This is a genomic window from Promicromonospora sukumoe 327MFSha3.1 (assembly GCF_000385135.1).
Lineage (GTDB): Bacteria > Actinomycetota > Actinomycetes > Actinomycetales > Cellulomonadaceae > Promicromonospora > Promicromonospora sukumoe_B.
This window is the reverse complement of sequence record NZ_ARQM01000012.1, coordinates 117,041-141,417: the sequence shown is the minus strand read 5'-3', so window position 1 is coordinate 141,417 and position 24,377 is coordinate 117,041. Positions and strand designations below refer to the sequence as shown.

Annotated in this window: 13 protein-coding genes; all 13 read left to right on the top strand. The window is 70.5% G+C overall.

Features of this window, described 5'->3' with window-relative positions:
- Positions 1–39 precede the first annotated feature (39 nt).
- The 13 genes from H291_RS0119440 to H291_RS0119385 all read left to right on the top strand — a co-directional run bounded on the left by H291_RS0119440 (position 40) and on the right by H291_RS0119385 (position 24,362).
- Positions 40–357, top strand: coding sequence for a hypothetical protein (locus H291_RS0119440; RefSeq protein WP_020016686.1), 318 nt, complete (start codon positions 40–42; stop codon positions 355–357).
- Positions 358–393: 36 nt separating this feature from the next.
- A complete protein-coding gene (locus tag H291_RS0119435; protein WP_020016685.1) occupies positions 394–711 on the top strand; it encodes a YrhB domain-containing protein in 318 nt (105 codons plus the stop codon).
- Between the two features lie 226 nt (positions 712–937).
- Positions 938–4,060, top strand: coding sequence for a LamG-like jellyroll fold domain-containing protein (locus tag H291_RS0119430; RefSeq protein WP_020016684.1), 3,123 nt, complete (start codon positions 938–940; stop codon positions 4,058–4,060).
- A 1,328-nt stretch (positions 4,061–5,388) separates the two neighbouring features.
- Positions 5,389–13,044 carry a polymorphic toxin-type HINT domain-containing protein gene (locus H291_RS32760; protein ID WP_198012552.1) on the top strand — a complete coding sequence of 2,552 codons (7,656 nt, stop codon included), beginning with the start codon at positions 5,389–5,391 and terminating at the stop codon, positions 13,042–13,044.
- Positions 13,041–13,376 (top strand): hypothetical protein, encoded by a 336-nt coding sequence (locus H291_RS33860; protein ID WP_157237194.1) that lies wholly within the window; start codon positions 13,041–13,043, stop codon positions 13,374–13,376. Before H291_RS32760 ends, H291_RS33860 begins: the two co-directional genes overlap by 4 nt.
- 290 nt (positions 13,377–13,666) lie before the next feature.
- Positions 13,667–15,271 (top strand): UDP-N-acetylmuramoyl-L-alanyl-D-glutamate--2,6-diaminopimelate ligase, encoded by a 1,605-nt coding sequence (locus H291_RS0119420; RefSeq protein ID WP_020016683.1) that lies wholly within the window; start codon positions 13,667–13,669, stop codon positions 15,269–15,271.
- Between the two features lie 82 nt (positions 15,272–15,353).
- Complete coding sequence (locus H291_RS0119415; protein WP_020016682.1) at positions 15,354–16,805, top strand: UDP-N-acetylmuramoyl-tripeptide--D-alanyl-D-alanine ligase; 1,452 nt, start codon at positions 15,354–15,356, stop codon at positions 16,803–16,805.
- The gene (gene mraY / locus H291_RS0119410) at positions 16,802–17,884 is read left to right on the top strand and encodes a phospho-N-acetylmuramoyl-pentapeptide-transferase (protein ID WP_020016681.1); all 1,083 of its coding nucleotides are present in this window, start codon (positions 16,802–16,804) and stop codon (positions 17,882–17,884) included. The genes H291_RS0119415 and mraY overlap by 4 nt, the downstream gene beginning before the upstream one ends.
- Complete coding sequence (murD, locus tag H291_RS0119405; protein WP_020016680.1) at positions 17,881–19,353, top strand: UDP-N-acetylmuramoyl-L-alanine--D-glutamate ligase; 1,473 nt, start codon at positions 17,881–17,883, stop codon at positions 19,351–19,353. Before mraY ends, murD begins: the two co-directional genes overlap by 4 nt.
- Before the next feature lie 18 nt (positions 19,354–19,371).
- The gene (locus H291_RS0119400) at positions 19,372–20,604 is read left to right on the top strand and encodes an FtsW/RodA/SpoVE family cell cycle protein (protein WP_020016679.1); all 1,233 of its coding nucleotides are present in this window, start codon (positions 19,372–19,374) and stop codon (positions 20,602–20,604) included.
- A gap of 94 nt (positions 20,605–20,698) precedes the next feature.
- The gene (murG, locus tag H291_RS0119395) at positions 20,699–21,853 is read left to right on the top strand and encodes an undecaprenyldiphospho-muramoylpentapeptide beta-N-acetylglucosaminyltransferase (protein ID WP_033327406.1); all 1,155 of its coding nucleotides are present in this window, start codon (positions 20,699–20,701) and stop codon (positions 21,851–21,853) included.
- Positions 21,850–23,355 carry a UDP-N-acetylmuramate--L-alanine ligase gene (gene murC / locus H291_RS0119390; RefSeq protein ID WP_020016677.1) on the top strand — a complete coding sequence of 502 codons (1,506 nt, stop codon included), beginning with the start codon at positions 21,850–21,852 and terminating at the stop codon, positions 23,353–23,355. The genes murG and murC overlap by 4 nt, the downstream gene beginning before the upstream one ends.
- Positions 23,355–24,362 (top strand): cell division protein FtsQ/DivIB, encoded by a 1,008-nt coding sequence (locus H291_RS0119385; protein ID WP_020016676.1) that lies wholly within the window; start codon positions 23,355–23,357, stop codon positions 24,360–24,362. The genes murC and H291_RS0119385 overlap by 1 nt, the downstream gene beginning before the upstream one ends.
- Positions 24,363–24,377: the final 15 nt, after the last annotated feature.

Below are 24,377 nucleotides of genomic sequence, written 5' to 3'. Positions count from 1 at the left end.
GCTCGCATGCGTTCTTTCCGAGCCCGCTGGAGGACCCTGATGGGCATTGACGTGGCCCCTTTCCGGGTGGACCGGAGAGGTACGAGTCCGCGACACCGCAGGTTCGAACTGCTCGATGTCTACATCGACCGCGACGAGGAGTTCACCAGGGCATGTGTTGGCTCGAACCTGCCCGTGCTCACCCGTGCCAAGCCTTATGGTTCCGTCGTTCTGCTCCCGGAGGAGATGGATCAGTTCGCCGAGGAACTCCGCACCTCGGCTGGGTCCGGTCGTCCCGGATTTCTGGCGTCGATCCTCGTCCTGGCCGATCGCTGCGCTTCGGACAGGTCGACGGAGCTGCACCTCGACGGGGACTGACCTGAGCCCAAGGTCCAGCCTGTTGGAGGTTCGCGATTGAGCGCGTTGATCCTGTTCCAGGACGCGTATGAACGAGCGCAGTCATTTCTCGACGAGAACGTTCGGCCGTCGCACCGTATGGAAATTGTCGTGTGCTCCTGTGAGGAGTACCCGGGTGCATGGGTGTTCGGCTACAACACCCGGAGATTCCTCGCCGGCGGAGACCTGATGTCGCTGTTGGTCGGGAGCGGTCCCGTTGTGGTTCCGAAGAACGGTGACGTGGTCTTTCTTAGCGCGTCAACCTCGCCGATATCCGAGCAGCTCGCCCAGACGTCGCAGCCCGAGCCGAGCGTCCAGAGCCCGCCGTCGTCCTAGCGCGGTCGTGGCCGGACGGGTTCCTTGCCCGGCCCGTGTCTGAGGGCGAAGCTCGTCACCGGACCGGAAAGATCACCCGCTGTTCGGTCAAGAAGTGGTGATTTGTGCCCCTAATCTCCTCTCTGTGGACATTCCGGACCTTGGTGGGGTGCGCCGATCGGCGGCGACGGTGTGGGGACGTGCGGCACGGGGGATCCGGACGCGCGCGGGTACTGCGGTCGCCGCTGTGACGGCGCTGGTGGTCCTCGCGACGGGCGCCTCTGCCCTGGTCGCGACCGGGGCTGCGGACGGCGTGCTGGCCGCCATGGGCGATGAGCCCGTGCTGGAGTGCCCGGTCGAGGAGCCGAGTCTGGTGGAGGCCCTGGCCACGGCGGCCCGGTGCGGTCACGAGGTCGAGGCGCTCGACGAGAAGACCCCCTGGCAGTCGTCCTTCGGCCAGCCGTCCGGCCAGGTGCGGCTTGAGGTCGGCAGCAGTGCCGACGCGTCCGACGCCGACGGCGACGGCGAGTTCGAGCCGATCGAGACCGCGGTGGCCGAGGACGAGTCCGGCCGCCTGAGCCCGGCCGCTCCTGCCGTGGCGATGAGCTTCTCGGCAGGCGGCGAGGATGCCGCGGCCGACCCGGACGTGCTGGCGCGGATGACCTCCGCCGACGGCCAGGTCGTGGACGTCGAGGCGCCGTTCGAGCTGACCGACCCCGTCGTCGAGGACGACCGCATCGTCTACCCGGACGTCCTGTCCACCGGCGGCAAGCCGTCGGGTGTCGACCTGGTCGTCGCGGTGAACGCCGACGGCTCGGGCTTCAGCCAGGTGCTGCGCCTCACCGACGAGGCGGCGGCACGCAACCCGCACGTGGCGAAGCTCGACCTCGACCTCGGCTACGACGTGAGCGCCAAGAACGCCTCCGGCACCGGCCTGAAGGTCGCACGCGAGCACGGGGCGTTCACCGTCACCGACCCTGATGCGGCCGAGCCCGACGCCGATGGCGCCGACCCCGAGGTGTTCCGGTCGTCCCGCCCGCTGGTCTGGACCTCCGAGGTGCCCGCGGAGCAGCCGGCCGCCGCGACCGCAGGGCGGGCGGCGGCCTCGGGGACGGCCGACCCGTCCCCCTCGGCCGCGCTCGACGAGACCGACCCGCTGGCGGGTCCGCTCACCCCGGAGGCGGTGGTCGAGATCCCGACGGACGACGGCGCGGACACCGAGCCGGATGCCGTGGGCGCTGCCATCGAGGCCGCTGCCCAGGACGAGGCGACCGCTTTCCCGATGTTCGCCGCGCTGGCTGTGTCGGGAACCCTGTCCGAGGTCACCGCGATCCGGAGCGCGTGGCCGGACAGCGCGTCCTCCTACCAGTTCGACGGCGACGCGGGAGTCGGCCGCTGCTCGGCACCCGACCCGTACGCCGGCTACCAGTGCGGCTCGACCAGCACGCACCGGATCCTCTACGAGTTCGGCGGCCTGAGCAGCGTGGGGAGCCTGGCGTCCGCGGACGTCACCAAGGCGGTCTTCAACATCAACGGCACCTTCTCGTACAACTGCGACAAGACCGGGGTCTGGGTGTACCAGGCCGGCTCGAACGCCGTCAGCAGCTCGACGACGTGGCACAACCCCGGGTCCTGGTCGACCCGTCTCGCATCAGAACTGGTGACGCACCGGTCGGGCTGCACCGGCATGGTGCGGTCCGTCGGGTTCGACGTCACGGCGGGCGCGAAGAAGGTCGCGTCCTCGAACTGGTCGTCGCTCACCCTGGGTGTGCGGTCGGCGAACGAGACCTCGATGGTCGGCTGGAAGCGGTACATCGGCCGCAACGACGGCAACGGCAGCACCAGTGCGCGCGCGACCCTGTCGGTCACCTACAACCGTGCGCCCGGCGTCCCGACGAGCCTGACGACGTGGCACAGCAAGGAGAAGTTCTCCTGCAAGACGGGCACCGACCGCCCGATGCTGCGCATCACGAATCCCAAGCTGTCCGTCTTCATCCGCGACCCCGACGGGAACGCGACCAAGGCGCGGTTCCAGATCTGGCGGATCAACAGCGGCACCCAGGTGTGGGGCGCCTACATGTCGTCCTTCCAGCCCTCCGGGAAGACGCACACCATCCAGGTTCCGACGGGACGCCTGACCGAGAACGTCGTCTACAAGTGGCGTGCGCTGGCCAAGGACTCGACGGGCCGGGAAGGCTCGTGGTCGCAGTGGTGCGAGTTCGGGGTGGACACCAGCAAGGTGCACACGCCCACCGTCACCGTCCTTACATCAGGTGACGGCGTCGAGGCGGCCTACCAGGACGGCGTGGAGACCGGTGGCGTCGGCCTGACCGGAAAGTTCCGGCTGGGCCCGAACGGCTCGGCCGACACGGTGAAGTACGCCTACTCGTTCGGATCCCAGTCGTTCGACAAGACGGTCAAGGCGCAGTCCTCTGGAACCGCGACGATCTCGTTCACGCCCAAGACCTCAGGTCCGCTGACACTCTGGGTGCGGGCGTATGACCGCGCGGGCAACGGGTCGATCTCCGACCGCGAGCACCGGATCGACGTCGCCTACCCGCAGTCGACGGGCCTCTGGCGGCTCGACGAGGGAACCGGGACCACGGCGTACGACGCCTCTGGATCAACGGTGCCGCGCAACCTCGACCTGGGGTCGGCGACGAAGTGGGGCGATGGCCCACACACGCTCTTCGGCTCCCGGACGGGCGACCGTGCCCTGGTGTTCGACGGGGTGAGTGCCCGTGCTGCTTCGCCCGCGGTCGTCTCGTCCGCCAAGAGCTTCGTCGTCTCGGCGCACGTCTGGTTGGACCCGCAGGCCGCGCCGGATCAGCAACACGTCGCGCTCTCGCAGAACGGGACGTCCAATCCAGCGTTCACCCTGGGCTATCGCACGTCATGCGCGGCAACGGGCAACCAGCCGTGCTGGTCGATGATCATGTACAAGGCGGACACAACGGACCTGTCCAACGTCGCTGCTCAGTCGAGGACCGCCCCGGTCACAGGCCAGTGGGTCCACCTCACCGGTCAGTACGACGCCGACACGGACAAGGTCTCGCTGTGGGTGTGCGAGATCGGCACCCCCGATGCTCCGTCGTCGGCAGAACCCGTGCGATCCAACTCGACCTCGACACTGACCGCACCGTGGGCGTCGACCGGCTCCTTCATCGTGGGCCGCCGCACCCTTACGGGTGTGGCCGACAACTTCTGGCAGGGCCGGGTCGACAACGTCCGGGTCTTCGACGGACAGGTCGTGGCGGAGAACAAGATCCGCCGGCTGTGCCAGGGGGCGGATGACGTCGACTTCATCGGCGGCGCCCCCGCGCTGGACCCGACTGTCAAGGACAAGTCGGTCGAGGAGATGAGCCAGTGACCGCACGAGGAGCGGGTAGGGACGTGCGGAAGCTGACGAGCCAGATGGGAACAGCGGTGACGGGTATGGGCGCGCGGGTGCGCGACGGTCTGACCAGGGCCACGGTCGGCACGGCACGAAAGGTCCGGTCGGGATGGCGCGCCGGGGCTCGGCGCGCCGGTCTGGTGACCGTCGCGAGCGGCCTGGCCCTCGCCCTGGTCGTCGAGCCTGCGCTCGCGGCCGGCCCGCACGTGGGCATCGACTGCCAGGTCACCGCGGTGGACCAGGACACGGCGCTGGAGCTGGCGGACGCCTGCGGGCGCGACGTCGAGATCACCTCGGCCCGCTCGCCGTGGTCCACGTTCACCGCGACCGAGGAGGGCACGGTGACCCAGGAGATGACCGCGACCGCCTCGCGCACCGCGGTGACCGGCACCTGGGGACCCGTCTCGAACCGGGTCGTCGACGCGGACCCCACCGACGGAGTGCTCTCCGTGGCGGCACCCGTCTACCCGATCGTCCTGTCGGACGGCACCGAGGGGGTGCCGCTCGCGACGATCACCAAGGACGGGCACACGCTCACCTACGACAGCCCGTTCGACCTGACGGAACCGGTCGTCGAGGGCGACACGGTGACTTATCCCGCGGTCGCCGGCAAGGGTGCCGACCTGGTCGTCACCATCAACCCGGACGGTACGGGTATCTCGACCGCACTTCGCCTGGCTGACCGCGCCGCGGCCAAGCGCGCGGACGACAAGCTCGGGCTGGGCGAGCTCACCTTCCCCGTCACGACCTCGGCAGGTCTGACCGTCACGCAGAACGCCGCCGGCGGCTTCGACGTCGTCGACGCCTTCGGGCAGGACATCTTCCGGGCTCCCGAGCCGAAGATGTGGGACTCCTCTGCCTCCGGCGCGCCCGACGAGAGCGCCGCAGGGTCTGGCCTGTTCAGCTCCGGTGCCACGCAGCGAGACACCACGTCCTCCGCGGGGCCGACGGCGGCAGTGCGGTGGGACCAGATCAGCGACGCGGACGCCGGCGACCCGGCTGCCCGCGCGACGGCCCCCCTCCTCGGGGACGAGCAGGTGTCCATGCCGGTGGACCTCGTGCCCGCAAAGGCCCGCCACACCACCGGCGTGCCCGCTCCGGCGGCGTCGGCCGAGCCGGGCACCGGAGCGGACGCGCTGAGCGGCGCCTCTGCGCCTGGCGTCGACCTCTCCGGTGGTCTGTCCGTGGGTGGCGACCTGCTGGACATGCCGGGTGGGTTCGGCTCTGCGGGTTCGACCGAGACTGCGACGGTCGGTGTGCGGATCCGGCCGGACCGCGACTTCCTGCTCTCGGACCCGGACACCGTGTTCCCCACGCTGATCGACCCGACGGTGACCTCCGCGGGCAACGAGTGGCTCATGGTGCACGAGGGCACGCCCGACGAGACCAGCGGGTACATGTTCGAGGGCAACCAGGGCCTGGGGTTGTGCGACGTCGCGGTCGTCGCCTCCTGCCTGGAGACGGTCCGCTTCCGGCTGGGCTGGCAGTTCTCCGGCCTCGACCACCTCGGGCTCCTCGAGCCGGGTGACATCTCGTCGGCCACGTTCAGCGTCTACGGCGATCACAGCTGGGACTGCACGCCGCGCACGGTGCGCCTGTACGGCACGAAGCCGATCGACGCGGCGTCGAACTGGGACAACTGGGGCAAGCCCCCGTTCGGTACGGAGCTGTCCCGAGTGACGGTCGCGCACAAGGAGGCGTGCGACAACGCCGGATGGGTCGACTTCGACGCGACGACGGGTGCCAAGAACCTGGCCTCGACCGATACCGGCACGCTCAGCCTGGGTCTCGTCGCCCTCAACGAGACCGACATGACGCTGGGGTGGAAGCGGTATCGCCACGACGCCAAGCTCACCGTCGAGTACGAGCCCCCGGCCGTCTCGGCGGACGCCGAGGGCTCCGACCTGGCGGCACGTACGGAGAACCTCGACCCGGCCCAGCAGGCCGCGGACGACGCGGCTCCGGACGCCGTCACGCCGACTGCGGAGCCCGTGGCGGCTCCGCCGGAGCCGACCGCAGACCCGGCGCTCGTCCCCGTGCAGGACACACCGGAGGCCGCCGAGGCGACCATTCCCGTTCCGGAGACGCTGACACCCGTCAGCGACACCCTGCTGGGCGGGCTCGAGCTCGCGGTCGGGGCTCCGGCGCCCGCCGCCGGCACGCCCGAGGCGGCGTCCGAGGTGCACGTCGAGGTCGCCGACCAGGCCGCGGCGGTCGGTGCCGGGATCTCCGGCGTCCTTCTCGATGTCACCGACACCTCGGCAGAAGCTCCGCCCGAGAACGGGGTGCGGCAGGTCGAGGTCCAGGTGGACTACGAGAAGTTCACCGACCTCGCGGGCGCCGACTGGTCGGGCCGCCTCGGCATCGTCCGCATCCCGGAGTGCCACGCCACGACCCCGGACCTGGAGGAGTGCTCGCCCACGCCGGTCGACTCGACGAACGACGTCGAGCAAGGGACCGTGACCGCGACGCTCGACCTGGCCGCCGCCGGTGCGCCGGCAGCTGCAAGGTCGACCGCGCTCGCGGCCACCGGCGGCGACACGTTCGCTGTCACGGCCGGCACCAGCTCCGGAGCCGGCGACTGGGGCGCCACCCCGTTGTCGTCGGCGTCCTCGTGGTCGGTCAGCGGCGGCACGGGCTCGCTCGGCTGGTCGTACCCGATCCAGGTCCCGTCCCCGGCGGCCGGACCCTCGCCCGAGCTCGCGATCGGGTACTCCAGCGCCTCCCTCGACGGGCGCGTGTCCAGCACGAACAACCAGTCCTCGTGGGTCGGGGACGGGTGGGACATGACCAGCGGTTTCGTGGAGCGGCGGTACGTGCCGTGCTCCGAGGACCGCGACGAGTCCGGCGGACAGAACCCGAACAACGCCAACCGCAAGACCGGCGACCTCTGCTGGGACAGCGACAACGCCTTCCTCGTGTTCAACGGCACCTCCTCGGCCCTCGTCCGCGATGACGACCCCGCGACGACGAGCTCGATCGAGTGGCGGCCGGAATCGGACGACGGTACCCGCGTGCGGCAGTTCGGCCGCCCCACGGGTGACGCCGCCAAGACCGACGCCGGCTGGGCAGGGGAGTACTGGGAGGTCACCACCACCGACGGCACCAGGTACTACTTCGGCAAGGACGAGCGGTACTCCGGCGACACGCTGGCCCAGAACTCCCGTTGGACCGTGCCGGTGTACTCCAACCACCCGAACGAGCCCGGGTACAAGACTGCGTTCAAGGACTCGAGTCAGCAGATGGGTTGGCGGTTCAACCTCGACTACGTCCGCGACACGTCGGACAACACGATGACCTACCGGTACGAGAGCGAGACCAACCGGTACGGCGCGAACAACAACACGGGTGCCACGCGCTCCTACACGCGCGGCGGCACGCTCGACTGGATCAGCTACGGCACGCGCGCGGGCTCCGAGCCCACCGCCGCAACCGGTGCGGGCGCCCCGAACCTGGTCGACTTCGTCGTCGCCGAGCGCTGCCTGGCGGCTGCGACGGACTGCGAGATCGCCGACCGCGGGACGACCGCTGGTGCGGTGCGCTGGCACGACACGCCCGTGGACCTGGAGTGCTCGTCGAGCACGAGCTGCCCCGATGTCCGAAGCCCGGCGTTCTTCTCGACCATGCGCCTCACGACCGTGGTGACGAAGGTGAACGTCGGTGGCACGCTGACGGCCAAGGACACGGTCGCGCTGACGCAGAAGTGGCGCGACCCGGGCGACGGCACGGGCCGGATCCTGTGGCTCGACGCCATCAAGCGCACGGCCAACGGCCCCAGCAGCGCGGCGTCGGACGACGTCGCCTTCGACCCGATCAGGTTCGACGGCGAGCGGCAGCTGCCGGGCCGTGTCGCGGACACCGTCGCCGACGGGCTGCCCGCCATGAACCGCATCCGGGTCACGGGTATCACCACCGAGACCGGCGCGACGATCTCGATCGAGTACACCCCGACCGAGTGCACCGCCGATGTCTACAAGCCGGAGCCACAGGGCTACCTCGATCTCAAACAACAGCAGGACAACAAGTCACGATGCTTCCCGGTGGTGTGGCACCCGTGGGGCATGCCAAAGCCGCGCAGCGAGTATTTCCACGCCTACATGGTGTCCAAGGTGACCCAGTCGGCGGGCCAGACCGGTGCGTTCAGTGTTCCTGTTGTCACTTCGTACTCGTACGACGACGGCATCGAGTGGGCACGGATCGACGACCCCCTGACACCGAAGAAGGACCGCACCTACTCGGTCAACCGCGGGTACATGACTGTCACCACCACGACGGGGTCCGGCTCGGTCGCCGCGAAGACCAGGACCCGGTACCTGCAGGGCACTGGCAAGAGCATCAATCTCGACCTGGCCCCGATCACGACGAGCCAGGTCACCGACCACGAGCGATTTGCCGGGATGCCGGTCACGAGCACCGTGCTCAACGGGCAGACCGAGGTCTCCAAGACGATCACCATCCCCGAGGCGGAGGAGACGGCGAGAACGGGCAGTACCGAGACGGACAACCTGCTGGTTGCCACCCGGACCAGCCGGACGGATGTCTACACCGCGTCGTACAAGGCCGACGGCTCGCAGGAGTACGTGACGCGAACCGAGACGGAGTACGGCGAGCACGGACAGGTCACCAAGGTCAACGACTACGGGGCGTTCTCGGAGACAGCGGACGACAACACGACGTCAGACGACCTGTGCACGACCACCGACTATCTGACGAACAGCGCCAAGCACTTCGTGGTGCCGATTACGACCAAGACGGTCAGCGTGCGCTGCGGCGTTACGGACACCACTCTCGACCAGCTGGTCGCGGCATCCGAGATCAACTATGACGATCCTCGTGACCGGGGGCTACCGACGAGCGTCCGGACGAACGACAAGGACGGCGTTCTCGACGACGAGTCTCCGACCGTGTACACGGAGTATGACGACCGGGGCCGGGTAGAGAAAACGACTGACCCGCTGGGGCGTGTGTCCGAGACGCACTACGACGAGACCGCACAGGGCGTCCCTGCCACGGTGACCACCAAGAGCCCGGACCCCGACGGCCCGGGCGACGGCGACGGTGACGGCGTCACCCTGACGGCACACGAGTCCACCACCACGTTGCATCCGCTGCTCGGCGTCCCGACGACGGTGAGTGACGCGAATCAACGTCCCACGAAGGCGACCTACGACGCCGCCGGACGCCTGCTGTCGGTGACCTACCCGGACCGGGAGGGCAAGTCGGCGAACGTCACGTACGCGTACTCGACGTCGCGCAACGGCGTGAATACGGTGACCACCAAGACGCTCGCCGCGGACGGGGTCAAGTACCACGTCTCCGTGGCCCTGTACGACGGGCTGCTGCGCCCCGTCCAGACGCAGACGGAGTCGCAGGACGGCAACGAGGAAGCCGTCAACGGCCGTCTCGTCACCGACACGGAGTACGACGTCAACGGCCGGGTCGCGCTCACCACCTCTGCCTGGTTCGCGACCGGTAGCCCGAGCACGACCCTCGTGGGCGCGGCCGTCGAACCGGAGTCCAAGACGGTCTTCACCTACGACGGTCTGGGGCGCGTCAGGACCGAGGCGCTGTTCACGGGGACGCCCTCGAATCCGTCCTACGAGCGGTGGCGCACCACTTCGTACTATGACGGTGCCACCACCACCGTCATTCCTCCGGACGGCGCGACCCCGACCCAGACCGTGGTCGACGCCCGTGGTCGGACCGTGGAGCTGAACCAGTTCCTGCGCGACCCTGTCGAGCACGTGACGGTCCGCACGCTGGACGGTGTGCTGGACCTGGACGAGCAGTCGACCAAGTACCAGTACGACGGCGCCGGTCGGTTGTCGAAGGTGCTGGACACCGACACCAACGAGTGGACCTACGAGTACGACAAGCTCGGCCGACAGGACAAGGCCGTCGACCCGGACGCCGGTACGACGATCACGGAGTACGACGCCGCGGGCCAGACCACGTCGGTGACGAACGGCGCGGGCCAGAAGCTCTTCTACACCTACGACAAGCTCGGACGCCGCACGGCTGTCCGGCAGGATGACCCGATCACCGGCGCGGTCCGCGCCAAGTGGACCTATGACGTCCTGACGTCCTACGCGCCCGACAAGATCAACGCCAAGGGACAGGTCACCAGCTCCACGCGCGTCGCGTCGGAGGCGGACGGGGGCGGCGAGTTCATCACCGCGCTGACCGGATTCGACGCTGCCTACCGCCCAACTGGGACGGTGACTGTCATCCCCGACACCCCCAAGATGGCCGGGCTCAAGGGGACCTACGAGCAGAAGGTCGCCTACACCGCGGACGGGCAGGTCGCCTCGACCACGTACCCGGCCGCCGGTGGGCTGCAGAAGGAAACAGTCACCAACCACTTCGACGACGAGACGAGCGTCGCCGAGTGGATGGGTGGCGGGTTCGGGTGGGGCACGTACGTCGCCTCCAGCCGTACCGATGTCTTCGGCCGGCTGTCCTACCTTGACCTCGGCAACACCTACGGCACCGTCGTGTCCTACGGGTACGAAGTCGGTACCAGCAGGCTCACGAACGTCAAGCTCGATCGGGAGCGGATCGGCGGCACCGAGCTCGACATCAAGTACGCGTACGACGACGCCGGCAACGTGCTCAGTGCCCAGGACAAGCCGACGGCGGTAGGCCGCGCCGCGGACAAGCAGTGCTACCAGTACGAAGCAATGCGACGTCTGGCCGAGGCCTGGACCCCGGCGTCCGGTGACTGCGGGCTGGCGAGGTCGATCCCGGCGCTGGGCGGAGCTGCGCCGTACTGGACGTCATTCCAGTACGACGCGATCGGCAACCGTACCGACGAGACCTACCGCACTCGCGGCCTCGCGGGTGACATCGACGGTGGGGAAACCACCAAGATCGACTACGCATACGTGGGCAGCCGGGATCTCAACGGAAACGGCAAAGCCACGGACGCGGGCGAGTTCGCTGGGCCGCACGCGGTCACGTCGATCACGACGGACGGACCCAGCGGCAGCACGGAGACGTCGTTCACGTACGACAACGCGGGCCGGACGCTGACCCAGTCGCAGGACGGCGACTACCTGACCACAAAGCTGTCGCTGGGCTGGGACCACGAGACCGAGCTGGCCTCGACCAGCCTCGCCACCACGGTGTACCCGGAACCCGAGCCGGGCTCCGGTGATGATGACAGCGACGGCGACCAGTCCTCCGGTACGGGCCCGGACCGCGGCACGGGCACGACGACGACGGCCGCCGGCCGCAACCTGTACACCGCCGATGGCGACCGCATCGTGCGGACCGCGCCGGACGGCTCGATGACGGTGTACCTCGGCGGTCAGGAGATCACCAAGGCTGCCAACGGCACCGTCACCGCCGCTCGGTACTACAGCTTCGCCGGGCAGACGGTCGCGATGCGTACCGCCAACGGGCTCGGCGGTGTGACGTCGCTGATCAATAACCCGCAGGGGACGCCGCTGGCCTCGGTGCACAACACCAACTGGACCACCACGAGCGTGGACAAGCACTACACGCTGCCGTTCGGTGAGCAGCGCGGTGGGGTCTCGGCGCCGGGTGACCACGAGTTCCTGGGCAAGGTCCGGGACGAAGCCACGGGTCTGACGCTGGTGGGGGCGCGTTGGTACGACGAAACCATTGGTAAGTTCCTGACGGTGGACCCGGTCATGGACCTGACCGACCCGGACCAGTGGAACGCATACTCCTACGCCAACAACAACCCGACCACAAACTGGGATCCCGATGGGCTTGAGCCACGGCCCTGGCACCAGTCCGGTGTGGGATTCAGCGACCTCAGTCAGGAAGTAATCGACGCTCACTCCAGCAGCGACGGATGGAACACCGGCTGGGGCGGCCAGACCTACTCCGGGCCTATGACAATTTCTTCCGGAGTGCCTAATGTGGTCAACGGGACGTCGCTGAGCTTGGGTACCGCGGGCGAGCTGCACGGCAGCTCCACGAGTCCCGAGCACAGCATGAGGTACACCATTCTCGCCTCGGTCTATGCGCCACAGACGGAGAAAATCCTCAACGGCGCATCATGGTTCACTGTCTTCGCCGAAGCGGCAAATCTGGGCCTCTACCTTGCTTGCGTCCAAGAAGATTGCCCGGCCTATCAGGACACGAGTAATGGCGATGCGGCCCTTATGGTCGCAGGAGTCCTCGCCCCTGGGGGGAACTACACGAGAAGCGGCGACGAGCTCGCGGGCTCTGCAAAAGCCTGCAGAGGTGGAGATTGTGGTGTTCCTGGAGGCAAGTGCTTTGTTGCGGGCACGTTGGTCCTGACTGAAGACGGTCCCAGGCCAATTGAAGAGATCGAGGTCGGCGATAAGGTTTGGGCCAAGAATTTCGAGACCGGCGAAGACGAACTCCGAGAGGTTGATAGGACTTACATTCGACGCGCCGAGACGCTCTACGAACTCACGGTCGCTGGGTCGGTTCTCACGACGACAGCGGAGCACCCTTTCTGGGTCGAGGGTCAAGGCTGGACTGAAACGCGTGATCTATCCGCCGGTGACTTGCTATCCACTCCGGACGGTATTGTCAGGCTCGACGGGGTCGAGGTGCTCCCCAAGGCCGAGATGGTTTACAACTTCCGCGTCACCCGCGACCACAACTACTATGCGTTGGCTGGCAGCAGCCCGGTCCTGGTGCATAATGCGGACTACCCTGAGATGGCGGACTTCGAGGGGATTCTCCGACCCGGAGGTTCCGCATTGGGTGCCGAGGGCTCGGATGATTCGATCCGCGTACTCCAAGGGGGCCTGGCTGACGCGGAGAAGATGTTCGAGGAATTGCGCAAGGGCGGTGAGGTGGTTGCCAACAATGCAAAGTTGACGCGCGTTAAGTTGCCTAACGGGGGTTTCGTGCAGTTGCGCACAGAAATGAGTCGCAGTCCCCATTCGGCGGCGACTGTCGATGTAAACATACCGGGATTCGATGACATTAAGAAGGTAAAGTACAATCCATGAGCTCGAATGTAGCCCTTGTGGCAGCGCGCATCGCGCTATTGGTTGATCGTGAACTAGTCAATGATGGAGTGGAAATATGGACGCTCTTTTGGCATGTTCGCCGTCTTGTCGATCGCGCTTCAGACGACGAGATTCTCGAAATTGTAGACGCTGCCTTGCGCGCACTATTGTTGAGTGGTGTGCGAGTCGGCGAGATTGACGATCGGTCGGGTCGCTTCCATCTGTGGGCTGATCAAGATTCAGCGGATCGCCTTATGAAAGCCATCCGCGATTTGGGTCGAGAGCCAAACATGGGGGATGTCGGTTGGCTGGTGCGCGATGTTTATCCATAATCAATCGGGAGCCTGAGTTGGTCGACCGCCAATTTATGCGAGCCAGGTGCCCGTTGTAGGAGTCGGCTGCTCCTTCGGGGCCCCACTCTGCGGCGCCCTTGCGTAGGTTTTTCTCGCTTGGGCTCGTCGAATGGTTGCTTGTCGGCATCTGATGCAGCAGACTCACCTCGCCTGCAATCGTGTTGCGTTCTCAGACGGGTGCCGACCGTGGCTCGGACCACCCCACAGCCACCACCCAAGGCCCACACCCAGGACGAGACCCACCCCCGCGAGACGGTAGGTTCTTCTCCGTGACATCCCCGATCGACCGGATCCGACCGGCCGCCACGACAGCGCGTCAGGTCTCGGACCTCGCCGTCGCGTTCGGCCTCACCATCGCCCCAGGTCAGCCCGCTGACGCCGCGGTCACCTGCGTGGCCTCGGACAACCGGGTGGTCCAGGACGGGGACCTGTTCGTGGCCCTGCCCGGCGCCCGCGCGCACGGCGCGCAGTTCGCCGCGGACGCCGTCCGGCGCGGGGCCGCCGCCGTCCTCACGGACGCGCGCGGGGCCGAGCTGATCGGGGCCGGCAGCACCACGCCGGTCGTCGTCGCGGACGACCCCCGCGCCATCCTCGGCTCCGTCGCCGCCTGGGTGCTGGGCAACCCCGCCGAGGACCTGATGACCTTCGGCGTCACCGGCACCAACGGCAAGACCACCACGACCTACCAGCTCGACCATCTGCTGCGGGCGCTGGGCTGGATCGGTGGCCTGATCGGCACGGTCGAGACCCGCTCCGGGGACCGGGTCATCGCCAGCACGCTCACCACGCCCGAGGCTGCCGACCTGCAGGCCCTCCTGGCCGCGATGCGCGAGGACCACGTCCGCACGCTCGCCATGGAGGTCTCCTCCCACGCCCTGGCGCAGCACCGCGTGGACGGTGTCGTGTTCGGCGTCGCCGGGTTCACCAACCTGACGCAGGACCACCTGGACTTCCACGGCGACTTCGAGTCCTACTTCGCCACCAAGGCCGAGCTGTTCACGCCCGCCCGCGCCCGCCGCGGCGTCGTCACCGTCGACGACGCCTGGGGCGACCGCATGGCGAACGAGGCCCAGATCCCCGTCGCGACGCTCACCACGCTGCCGGACAAGGCCGCCGACTGGGTCGTCACCGACGTCGCGCCGCACGGCACCGGGTCCGCGTTCACGCTGACGCACCACGACGGGCGCACGCTGCGCACCTCCACCTCGCTGCCGGGCGGCTACAACGTCGCCAACGCGGCCCTCGCCGTCGCGATGGTGCTGGAGGGCGGCTCCGACATCCGCGACGTCACCGACGCCCTGGCGGCCGCCGACGGCCTGAGCGCCACCGTGCCCGGCCGCATGGAGGTACTGGCCATGGCCCCGCGCGTGGTCGTGGACTTTGCGCACAACACCGAGGCCCTGGAGCTCGCCCTCGCTGCCCTGCGCCCGACGACGACGGGCAAGCTGGCCGTCGTGTTCGGCGCCACCGGCGACCGCGACCCCGGCAAGCGCCCCTTCATGGGCGCCGCCGCGGTGCACGGCGCCGACGTCGTCTACGTCACGGACGACGACCCGCACGACGAGGACCCCGCCAAGGTGCGCACCGAGGTCCTGGCTGGAACCGGCGTCGACACGCCCGGCGACGGCACCCCCGGCAGCGGCACGCCGGGCACCGTGGAGCCCGCGGACGACGGCGCCTCGCGTACCGTGGAGGTCCACGAGGTCGCCCCGCGCGCGGACGCGATCCGCGCCGCGATCCTGGGGGCCGGCCCGGACGACACCGTGCTGGTGGCCGGCCGCGGGCACGAGACGATCCAGGAGATCGCCGGCGTGGACCACGTGCTCGACGACCGGGTCGAGGCGCGCGCCGCCCTGGCGGCCCGCGGCGCGTGACCCGAGCAGGACGCGCCGTGCGGAACGCCGACGGCGCAGCAGCATCCCCAGCAGGACCCACGCAGGAGAGGACGACACAGGCATGATCGAGCTGTCTGCGGCACAGGTCGCCGCAGCCACCGGCGGGCGGCTGCACGCCGACCCGGACGTCACGGTCACGGGGGCGGTGATCATCGACTCGCGCCAGGCCGCGCCCGGTGCGCTCTTCGTGGCCCTGCCGGGGGAGCGGGTGGACGGGCACGACTTCGCGGCCCGTGCCGTCGCGGCGGGCGCCACGCTCGTGCTGGCGGCCCGCGAGCTGGATGGCCTGCCCACCGTCGTCGTCGACGACCCGCAGGAGGCCCTGGGCGAGCTCGCCCGGTACGTCCTGGCGACGGTCCGCGAGGGCGGCGACGGCTGGCCCAAGGTCGTGGGCGTGACCGGCTCGGTCGGCAAGACCACCACCAAGGACCTGCTCGGCCAGCTGCTGACCCCCGAGGTGAGCGGCGAGGACGCCATCATCGTCCCCACCGGCTCGTTCAACAACGAGATCGGCCTGCCGCTCACGGTGCTCCGCGTCACCGAGCAGACCCGCTACCTGATCGCCGAGATGGGCGCCGACCGCATCGGCAACATCGCCTACCTCACGCGCATCGCGCCGCCGAACGTCGGCGTCGTGCTCGCCGTGGGCGTGGCGCACGTGGGCCACTTCGGCAGCGTCGAGGCCATCGCGAAGACCAAGGCCGAGATGGTCTCCGGTGTGGTCGACGGCGGCACGGTCGTGCTGAACGCCGACGACCTGCGCGTCGCCGCCATGGCCGGCCAGGCCGCGCCCGGCACGACCCTCCAGACCTTCGGCACCATCCCCGCCGCCGACGTCCGCGCCGAGGACATCACGGTCGACGCCACGGGCCGGGCGGCCTTCACGCTCCGGATCGCGCCGTCCGGCGACGGCGAGCAGCGCGCCGACGTCGCCCTCCAGCTCGTCGGCCCGCACCACGTGAGCAACGCGCTCGCCGCGGCCACGGTCGCCCTGCGCCTCGGGGTGTCCCTGCCCGACGTCGCGCAGCGGCTCACCGAGGCCACCGCCCGCAGCCCGCACCGCATGGCCGTCACCGAGCGGCCCGACGGCGTCACCGTGATCGACGACGCGTACAACGCGAACCCGGACTCGATGAAGGCCGCCCTGCGCACCCTCGCCGTCATGGCGGGGCGCACGCGCCGCTCCGTCGCGGTGCTCGGCGAGATGCGAGAGCTCGGTGAAGGAGCGCGCGCCGCGCACGACGAGATCGGCCGCCTCGTGGTACGGCTGAACATCAAGCAGCTCGTCGTCGTCGGCGACGGCGCCTATCACATCCATGAGGGCGCCATGCAGGAAGGCTCCTGGGGGTCGGAGTCGATCTTCGTGCCCGACCTGGCCGCCGCCCGCGCAATGCTGGACGAGTCGCTGGAGCCCGGCGACGTCGTGCTCGTGAAGTCCTCGCTCGGCTCCGGACTCTGGGAGCTCGGCGACCACCTGTCGATGGCTCTGACCGCTAAGGACAACAACAAGTGATCGCGATCCTGGTCAGCGCCGCGGTGGCGCTGCTCGTGGCCCTGCTGGGCACCCCGGTCTTCATCCGGTTCCTGGTCCACAAGAACTACGGCCAGTTCGTCCGCGAGGACGGCCCCACGGGGCACTTCACCAAGCGCGGCACCCCGACCATGGGCGGCGTCGTCATCATCGCGGCCACGCTCATCGGGTTCGCGGCCTCGATGCTGGTGTCGGGCCGCCTGCCGAGCGTGTCGGCGCTCCTCGCGCTGTACCTCATGGCCGGCCTCGGCCTGGTCGGGTTCCTTGACGACTTCACCAAGATCCGCAAGCAGCGCTCGCTCGGCCTGACGGCGCGCGCCAAGCTGATCGGCCAGGGCATCGTCGGCATCTCGTTCGCCGTGCTCGCGCTGCAGTTCCCCAACGAGAACTCGCGCACCCCGGCGTCCACCAGGATCTCGTTCCTGCGCGACACCGAGTTCGACCTCGCGTTCGCCGGCGCGACCGTGGGCCTGATCCTCTTCGTGATCTGGGCCAACCTGCTGGTCTCCGCCTGGTCCAACGCGGTGAACCTGACCGACGGCCTGGACGGCCTGGCCACCGGCGTCTCGATCATCACCTTCGGCGCCTACGTGCTGGTCGGCATCTGGCAGCTCAACCAGTCCTGCCAGTTCCTGGCCACGGCCGGTCCACGCTGCTACGAGGTGCGTGACCCGCAGGACCTCGCGATCGTCGCCGCCGCCGTCACCGGCGCCTGCGTCGGCTTCCTGTGGTGGAACGCCAACCCCGCCAAGATCTTCATGGGCGACACCGGCTCGCTCGCCCTCGGCGGCGCCCTGGCCGGCCTGTCCATCCTGAGCCGCACCGAGCTGCTCGCCGTGCTGCTGGGCGGCATGTTCGTGCTCATCGTCTCGTCCGTCGTGATCCAGGTCAGCTCCTTCAAGCTGACCGGCAGGCGCGTGTTCAAGATGGCGCCGCTGCAGCACCACTTCGAGCTGTCCGGCTGGGGCGAGGTCACCATCGTGATCCGGTTCTGGCTCATCGCCGGCCTGCTCGCGGGCCTCGGCATGGGCATCTTCTACGCCGAGTGGGTGGCCTCGTGACCGAGGCCGACACCTACGGCACGGTCGAGCCCCGCGTCGCCCTGGCCGACGCGCGCGTCGTCCTGGCGGGCCTGGGCGTGACCGGGCGGTCGCTCCAGCAGGTCCTCGTGCCGCGCGTGGCCTCCCTGGTCACGGTGGACGACAAGGCCGACGACGCCGACCACGGCAAGATCGACGCCGACGCCGCGGCCGCCGTGCTGGCCGAGGCGGACCTGGTCGTCGCCTCGCCGGGCTTCCCGCCGCACCACCCCCTGATCGCCGCGGCGCTGGCCGCGGGCATGCCCGTGTGGAGCGAGATCGAGCTCGCGTGGCGTCTGCGGGTGGACCGGCTCGGCACCGACGCGCCGGCCCCGTGGCTCGGCATCACCGGGTCCAACGGCAAGACGACCACCGTCGAGATGCTCGCGGCCATCCTGCGGGCCGCCGGCCTGCGCACGGCCGCCGTCGGCAACGTCGGCCGGTCGCTCGTCGAGGCCGCCCTGGACCCCCTGCTCGACGTGATCGCGGTGGAGCTGTCCAGCTTCCAGCTCCACTTCACGCACACGATGTCGCTGCAGGCGGGCGCCGTCCTGAACGTCTCGGCCGACCACCTGGACTGGCACGGCTCGCTCGAGTCGTACACGCGCGACAAGGGCCGCATCTTCGAGCGCGTCCAGGTGGCCTGCGTCTACAACGTCGCGGACCCGACGACGGAGGACCTCGTGCGCGAGGCCGACGTGGTCGAGGGCGCCCGCGCCGTCGGCTTCGTGGTGGGTACCCCGAGCCCCGGCGACCTCGGCCTGGTCGACGGCGTGCTCGTGGACCGCGCCTTCCACGCCGCCGACGACGACCCGGACCGCCGCAAGAGCGCCGCGGAGCTCGGCACGCTCGCGGACCTGAAGCAGCTGGGTGACCACAACGGCGTCGTGCCGACGCACATCGTGGCCGACGCCCTCGCCGCCGCCGCCCTGGCGCGCGCGCACGGCGTGCCCGCGTCCGCCGTCCGCGACGGGCTGCGCTCCTTCGGCCCGGGCGAGCACCGCATCCAGCGCGTCGCGGAGGCGGGCGGCGTCACCTACGTCAACGACTCCAAGGCGACGAACGCGCACTCCGCGGCCGCCTCGCTGGCCGGTTTCGCGCACGGCACCGTGGTGTGGATCGCGGGCGGGCTGGCCAAGGGCGCCACGTTCGACGACCTGGTCTCCTCCCGCGCGGACCGCATGCGCGCCGCCGTGGTGATCGGCGCCGAGCCGGGCCTGCTGGCCGACACGCTGGCCCGACACGCGCCCAAGATCCCGGTTGTGGTGATCGATCCCGGTGACACTGAGACCGTGATGCGCCGGGCGGTGACGGCGGCGCGGGACCTGGCGCAGCCGGGGGACACCGTGCTGCTGGCCCCGGCGGGCGCGTCGCAGGACCAGTTCACCTCGTACGCCCACCGCGGCGAGGAGTTCGTCCGCGTGGTGCGTGACCTGACCACCACGCACTGAGCGCGGGAGGGGCAGGGGATGGCCACGACGACCACGAGCCGCAAGGCGCCCGACCGCCCGTGGCTGGGCGAGTGGAACTCGACGGTGACCAGCTACTACCTGCTGGTGGGCACCACGGGGCTGCTGACCGTGATCGGCCTGATCATGGTGCTGTCCAGCTCGACGGTCACGTCCATCGCGGAGGGGCAGTCGCCGTACGCGGCGTTCCTGGTCCAGGCGCAGTACGCGCTGATGGGCCTGCCCGTGCTGCTGATCGCCGCCCACCTGCCGATCCGCTGGTACAAACGGCTCGCGCTCCCGGCGCTCCTGGTGGCGCTGGTGCTGCTGGTGGCCGTCATCTTCATGGGTGAGGTCACCAACGGCCAGCAGAACTGGCTGTCGTTCGGGCCCGTCCGCTTCCAGCCCTCGGAGCTGGCCAAGCTCGCGCTCGCCGTCTGGCTCGGCACCGTGCTGGGCCGCAAGCAGGCGCTCCTGGGCAGCTGGTCGCACGCGATCCTGCCCGCCGTGCCCGGCGCGGTCGTGGTGATGGGGCTGGTGCTCGGCGGCGGTGACCTCGGCACGGCGCTCGTGATCGGCCTGCTCGTCGCGGGCGCGTTCCTGGTGGCGGGCGTGCCGCTGTCGCTCATGGGGCTCGGGAGCGCCATCGCGGCGTTCGTCGTCGGCTACGTGTTCATCCTCCAGCAGGGCTCGGGGGACCGGCTGCGGCGCATCATCGCGACCTACGGCGCGGAGTGCGACGCCGCCTCGGAGTGCTACCAGTCCCTGCACGGCCTGTTCGGGCTGGGGACCGGCGGGCTGTGGGGCGTCGGCCTGGGCGGCAGCCGCGAGAAGTGGAACTACCTGCCCGAGGCGCACAACGACTTCATCTTCGCCGTGATCGGCGAGGAGCTCGGCCTGTTCGGCACAGTGCTGGTGCTCGCGCTGTTCGCCGTGCTGGGCCTGGCGATGAGCCGCGTGATCCAGCGGCACAAGGACCCGTTCGTCAAGGTGACCACGGCCGCCGTCGGCTGCTGGATCGTGGGCCAGGCGTTCGTGAACATCGGCGTGGTGATCGGGGTGCTCCCGGTGATCGGCGTGCCCCTCCCGCTGGTGTCCGCGGGCGGTTCGGCCCTGATCACCACCATGGCCGCGCTCGGGATGGTCATATCCTTCGCCCGGACGGAGCCGGGGGCTGCCAAGGCACTCGCTGCACGCGGTAGCGTCGTCCGCAAGTCACTGGCCGTGCTGGGCGGCGCGGTCCGGAGACGGTAGAAATGTGCACGGCGGCTCGATCTGTGGCCAGATCCTCCACAGCGGGCCGGCGCGCGATCGATTCGCCCGGGTACCGGGCGACGACCAGAAGGTGATGATGAGCTCAGCAGCTGTGTCGGTGGTGCTCGCCGGAGGCGGGACCGCCGGTCACGTCAACCCCCTGCTCGCGGTGGCCGACGAGGTGCGGCGCCGCCAGCCCGGCGCGCGCGTGCTCGCGCTCGGCACCACGACCGGCCTGGAGGCCGACCTCGTGCCGGCGCGCGGCTACGAGCTGCGCCCGATCCCGCGCGTGCCGCTGCCGCGCCGCCCCAGCCCCGACCTGCTGCGGCTGCCGGGCCGGCTGACGGCGGCCGTGAGGGCCGCGGAGGACGCGATCGACGAGATCGACGCGCAGGCCGTGATCGGGTTCGGCGGGTACGTGGCCACGCCCGCCTACCTCGCCGCGAAGCGCAAGGGCGTGCCGATCGTCATCCACGAGCAGAACGCGCGCCCGGGCCTGGCCAACCGGCTCGGCGCCCGCTGGGCGTCCCGCGTGGGCCTCACCTTCGCCGGCACGCCCCTGCGCGGCGGCGTGGTCACCGGCCTGCCCCTGCGGCAGGCCATCGCGGCCCTGGTCCAGGAGCGCGAGGCCGACGCCGCCGGCCTGCGCGCCCGTGCCGCCGCCGAGCTCGGCCTCGACCCCGCGCTGCCGACCCTCGTGGTCACCGGCGGCTCGCTCGGCGCCCTGAGCCTGAACCGCGCCGTGTCCGGCGCCGCCACCCAGATCCTCGCGGCCGGCGCCCAGGTGCTGCACCTGACGGGCAAGGGCAAGGGCGACGAGGTCCGCGAGACCGTCGCCGGCGTCGACCCCCAGCGCTACCAGGTGCGCGAGTACCTCGAGCAGATGGAGCTCGCCTACGCGGTGGCCGACCTCGTGGTCTGCCGCTCCGGCGCCGGCTCCGTCGCCGAGCTCGCCGCGCTCGGCATCCCCGCCGTCTACGTGCCGCTGCCGATCGGCAACGGCGAGCAGCGGCTCAACGCGGCCCCGCTGGTCGAGGCCGGCGGCGGCCTCCTGGTGGACGACGCGGACGTCACGCCCGCCTGGGTGGCCCAGAACGTTCCCACGCTGCTCGCGGACCGCGAGCGGCTCGGTGTCATGGCGAAGGCCGCGGGGTCGGCCGGCACCAGCGACGGCGCGGCTCGTGTCGTCGATCTCGTCGAGCAAGCCGTACGGTCAGCAGGTACCGACACCACGGAGGTCAGGTCATGAGCACCACGGTCACGGATCAGATGGCGGATCAGGTCGCGAAGCTCGGCCGCGTCCACATGATCGGCATCGGCGGCGCGGGCATGTCCGTCGTCGCCCGCCTGCTCGCCGGTCGCGGCGTCCCGGTGCAGGGCTCCGACGCCGCGGAGTCCGAGGTGCTGGCCGCGCTGCGCGACGAGGGCATCAAGGTGTGGGTCGGCCACGACGCCGCCCACCTCACCGGCGCGGACACCGTGGTGATCTCCAGCGCCGTGCACGAGGACAACCCCGAGCTCTCCGCGGCCCGCGCCCGCCGCCTGAACGTGCTGCACCGCTCGCAGGCGCTGGCCGCCCTCATGGAGGGCTCGCGCGGCGTCGCCGTCGCGGGCGCGCACGGCAAGACGACGACGTCGGCCATGGTCGCGACCATCCTGCGCGAGGCGGGCCTGGACCCGTCGTACGCGATCGGCAGCACGGTGCGCACCGCCAGCGGCTCGACGCCGGGCGGCCACCTGGGCTCGTCCGACGTGCTCGTGGCGGAGGCCGACGAGTCGGACGGCTCGTTCCTGAACTACACGCCCACCATCGCGGTGGTGACCAACGTCGAGGCCGACCACCTGGACCACTACGGCACCCCGGAGGCGTTCAACGGCGCGTTCATCCGGTTCGCGCGCCGCCTGGTCCCCGAGGGCTGGCTCGTCGCGTGCGCCGACGACGAGGGCTCGCTCTCCGTGGGCGCCACGATCTGCGCCACCGGCGGCCACGTCATCACCTACGGCACCAACGACACCGCCCGCGTGCGCGTCACCGACATCTCCACGACGCCGGAGGGCACCACGGCGGTGCTGCGCGGCGACATCCTCGGCACCAACGAGCAGGTGGCCGACGGCGCCGGCGTGTCCGGCAACGTGCCCGGCATCCCGATGCGCCTGTCGGTGCCGGGCAAGCACAACGTGCTCAACGCGACCGCGGCCGTCGTCGCGTCGGTGCTGCTGGGCGTGCCCGCCGAGCAGGCGGTCGCCGGGGTCGAGGCGTTCGTCGGCACGGGCCGTCGCTTCGAGGAGAAGGGCGAGGCCGACGGCGTGCTCGTCGTCGACGACTACGCCCACCACCCGACCGAGATCAAGGCCGTGCTGACCGCGGCCCGCGAGATCGCCGACGGCGGCCGCGTGCTCGTGCTGTTCCAGCCGCACCTGTACTCGCGCACCAAGACGTTCGCCGACCGGTTCGCGGCCGAGCTGTCCGCCGCCGACGAGGTGGTCGTCACCGGCATCTACGGGGCGCGCGAGGAGCTCGACCCGACGGTCACGCCCAGCACGATCGTCGACCTCATGCCCGACCACGGCGCCGCCTACGCGGTGCCGGACCGCCTCGACGCCGCGCACGCGATCGCCGACCTCGCCCGGCCGGGCGACGTGGTGCTCACCGTCGGCGCGGGCGACGTGACCCAGCTCGGACCCGCCGTCCTGGCGCGCCTCGCGGCCCGTGTGGAGACGCCGGGCACGCCGGGGCTGGGCGAGGACTGATGCGCCCGCCCGCGCGCCCTCGCGCCGCGGGCACGGCACGGCCGCGCCCCGCGGACCAGGGCGCGGCCCGGCAGGACCGGGGAGCACCGGAGCCGGACCGGCTCGGGCGGGACCTCCAGGAGGAGGCCCGCCCGCGGCCGGCCGGCCAGGCGCCGGGCCGGCCGCGGCCGGAGCGTCCGGCTCGGCCGGAGCGGCACGACCGCCCCGCTCGGCAGGACCGTCCCGCGACCGGCGCCACGCCGTCGGCGGGCGGCCGGGTGGGCGTGGTCTCGGACCAGCTCGCCGACCGCCTCGCCGAGCGCACCGCGATGGCGCGCTACCGCGTGTGGCGCCGCATCGGCTGGACCGCGCTCACCGTCGCGGTCGTGGCGGGACTGGTGTGGGCGGCGTTCTTCTCGCCGCTGTTCGCGCTCGACCCGGACCAGGTCCAGGTCACGGGCGAGGGCACCACGGTCGACGTCGGCGAGGTGCGCGACGCCGTCACCGCCGAGGCCGGCGTGCCCCTGCCGCGCCTGGACACGGTGGGCCTGCGCGAGGAGATCCTCGCGATGAACGCCGTCAAGAACGTGCGCATCACGCGCAGCTGGCCGGACGGGCTCGCGGTGGCGCTCACCTCGCGGGAGCCGGTCGCCGCGGTGCCGCAGCCCGGCGACGTCTACGCCCTGATGGACGCCGAGGGCGTCCGCGTCGCGACCGCCGAGAAGGTGCCGAAGGGCCTGCCCGCGATCGTGACGTCGCTGTCCGACGCCGGGGCGGGCAAGCGCGCCCTGGACGCGGCCCTCGCCGTGCTCGGCGCGCTGCCGACCGAGCTCGCGGCCGACGTCAAGACGGTGAGCGCGGCGACCCAGGACGACGTGCGCACCACGCTCGCGGACGGGCGCGTGATCCGGTGGGGGAGCGGCGCGGACGTGCCGCTCAAGACGAAGGTCGCCCAGACGCTGCTGCGGGCGGAGCCGACGGCGACCACGATCGACGTCTCGTCGCCGGGCCTGCCGGTCACGCACTGAGCAGGTCCGGAACCG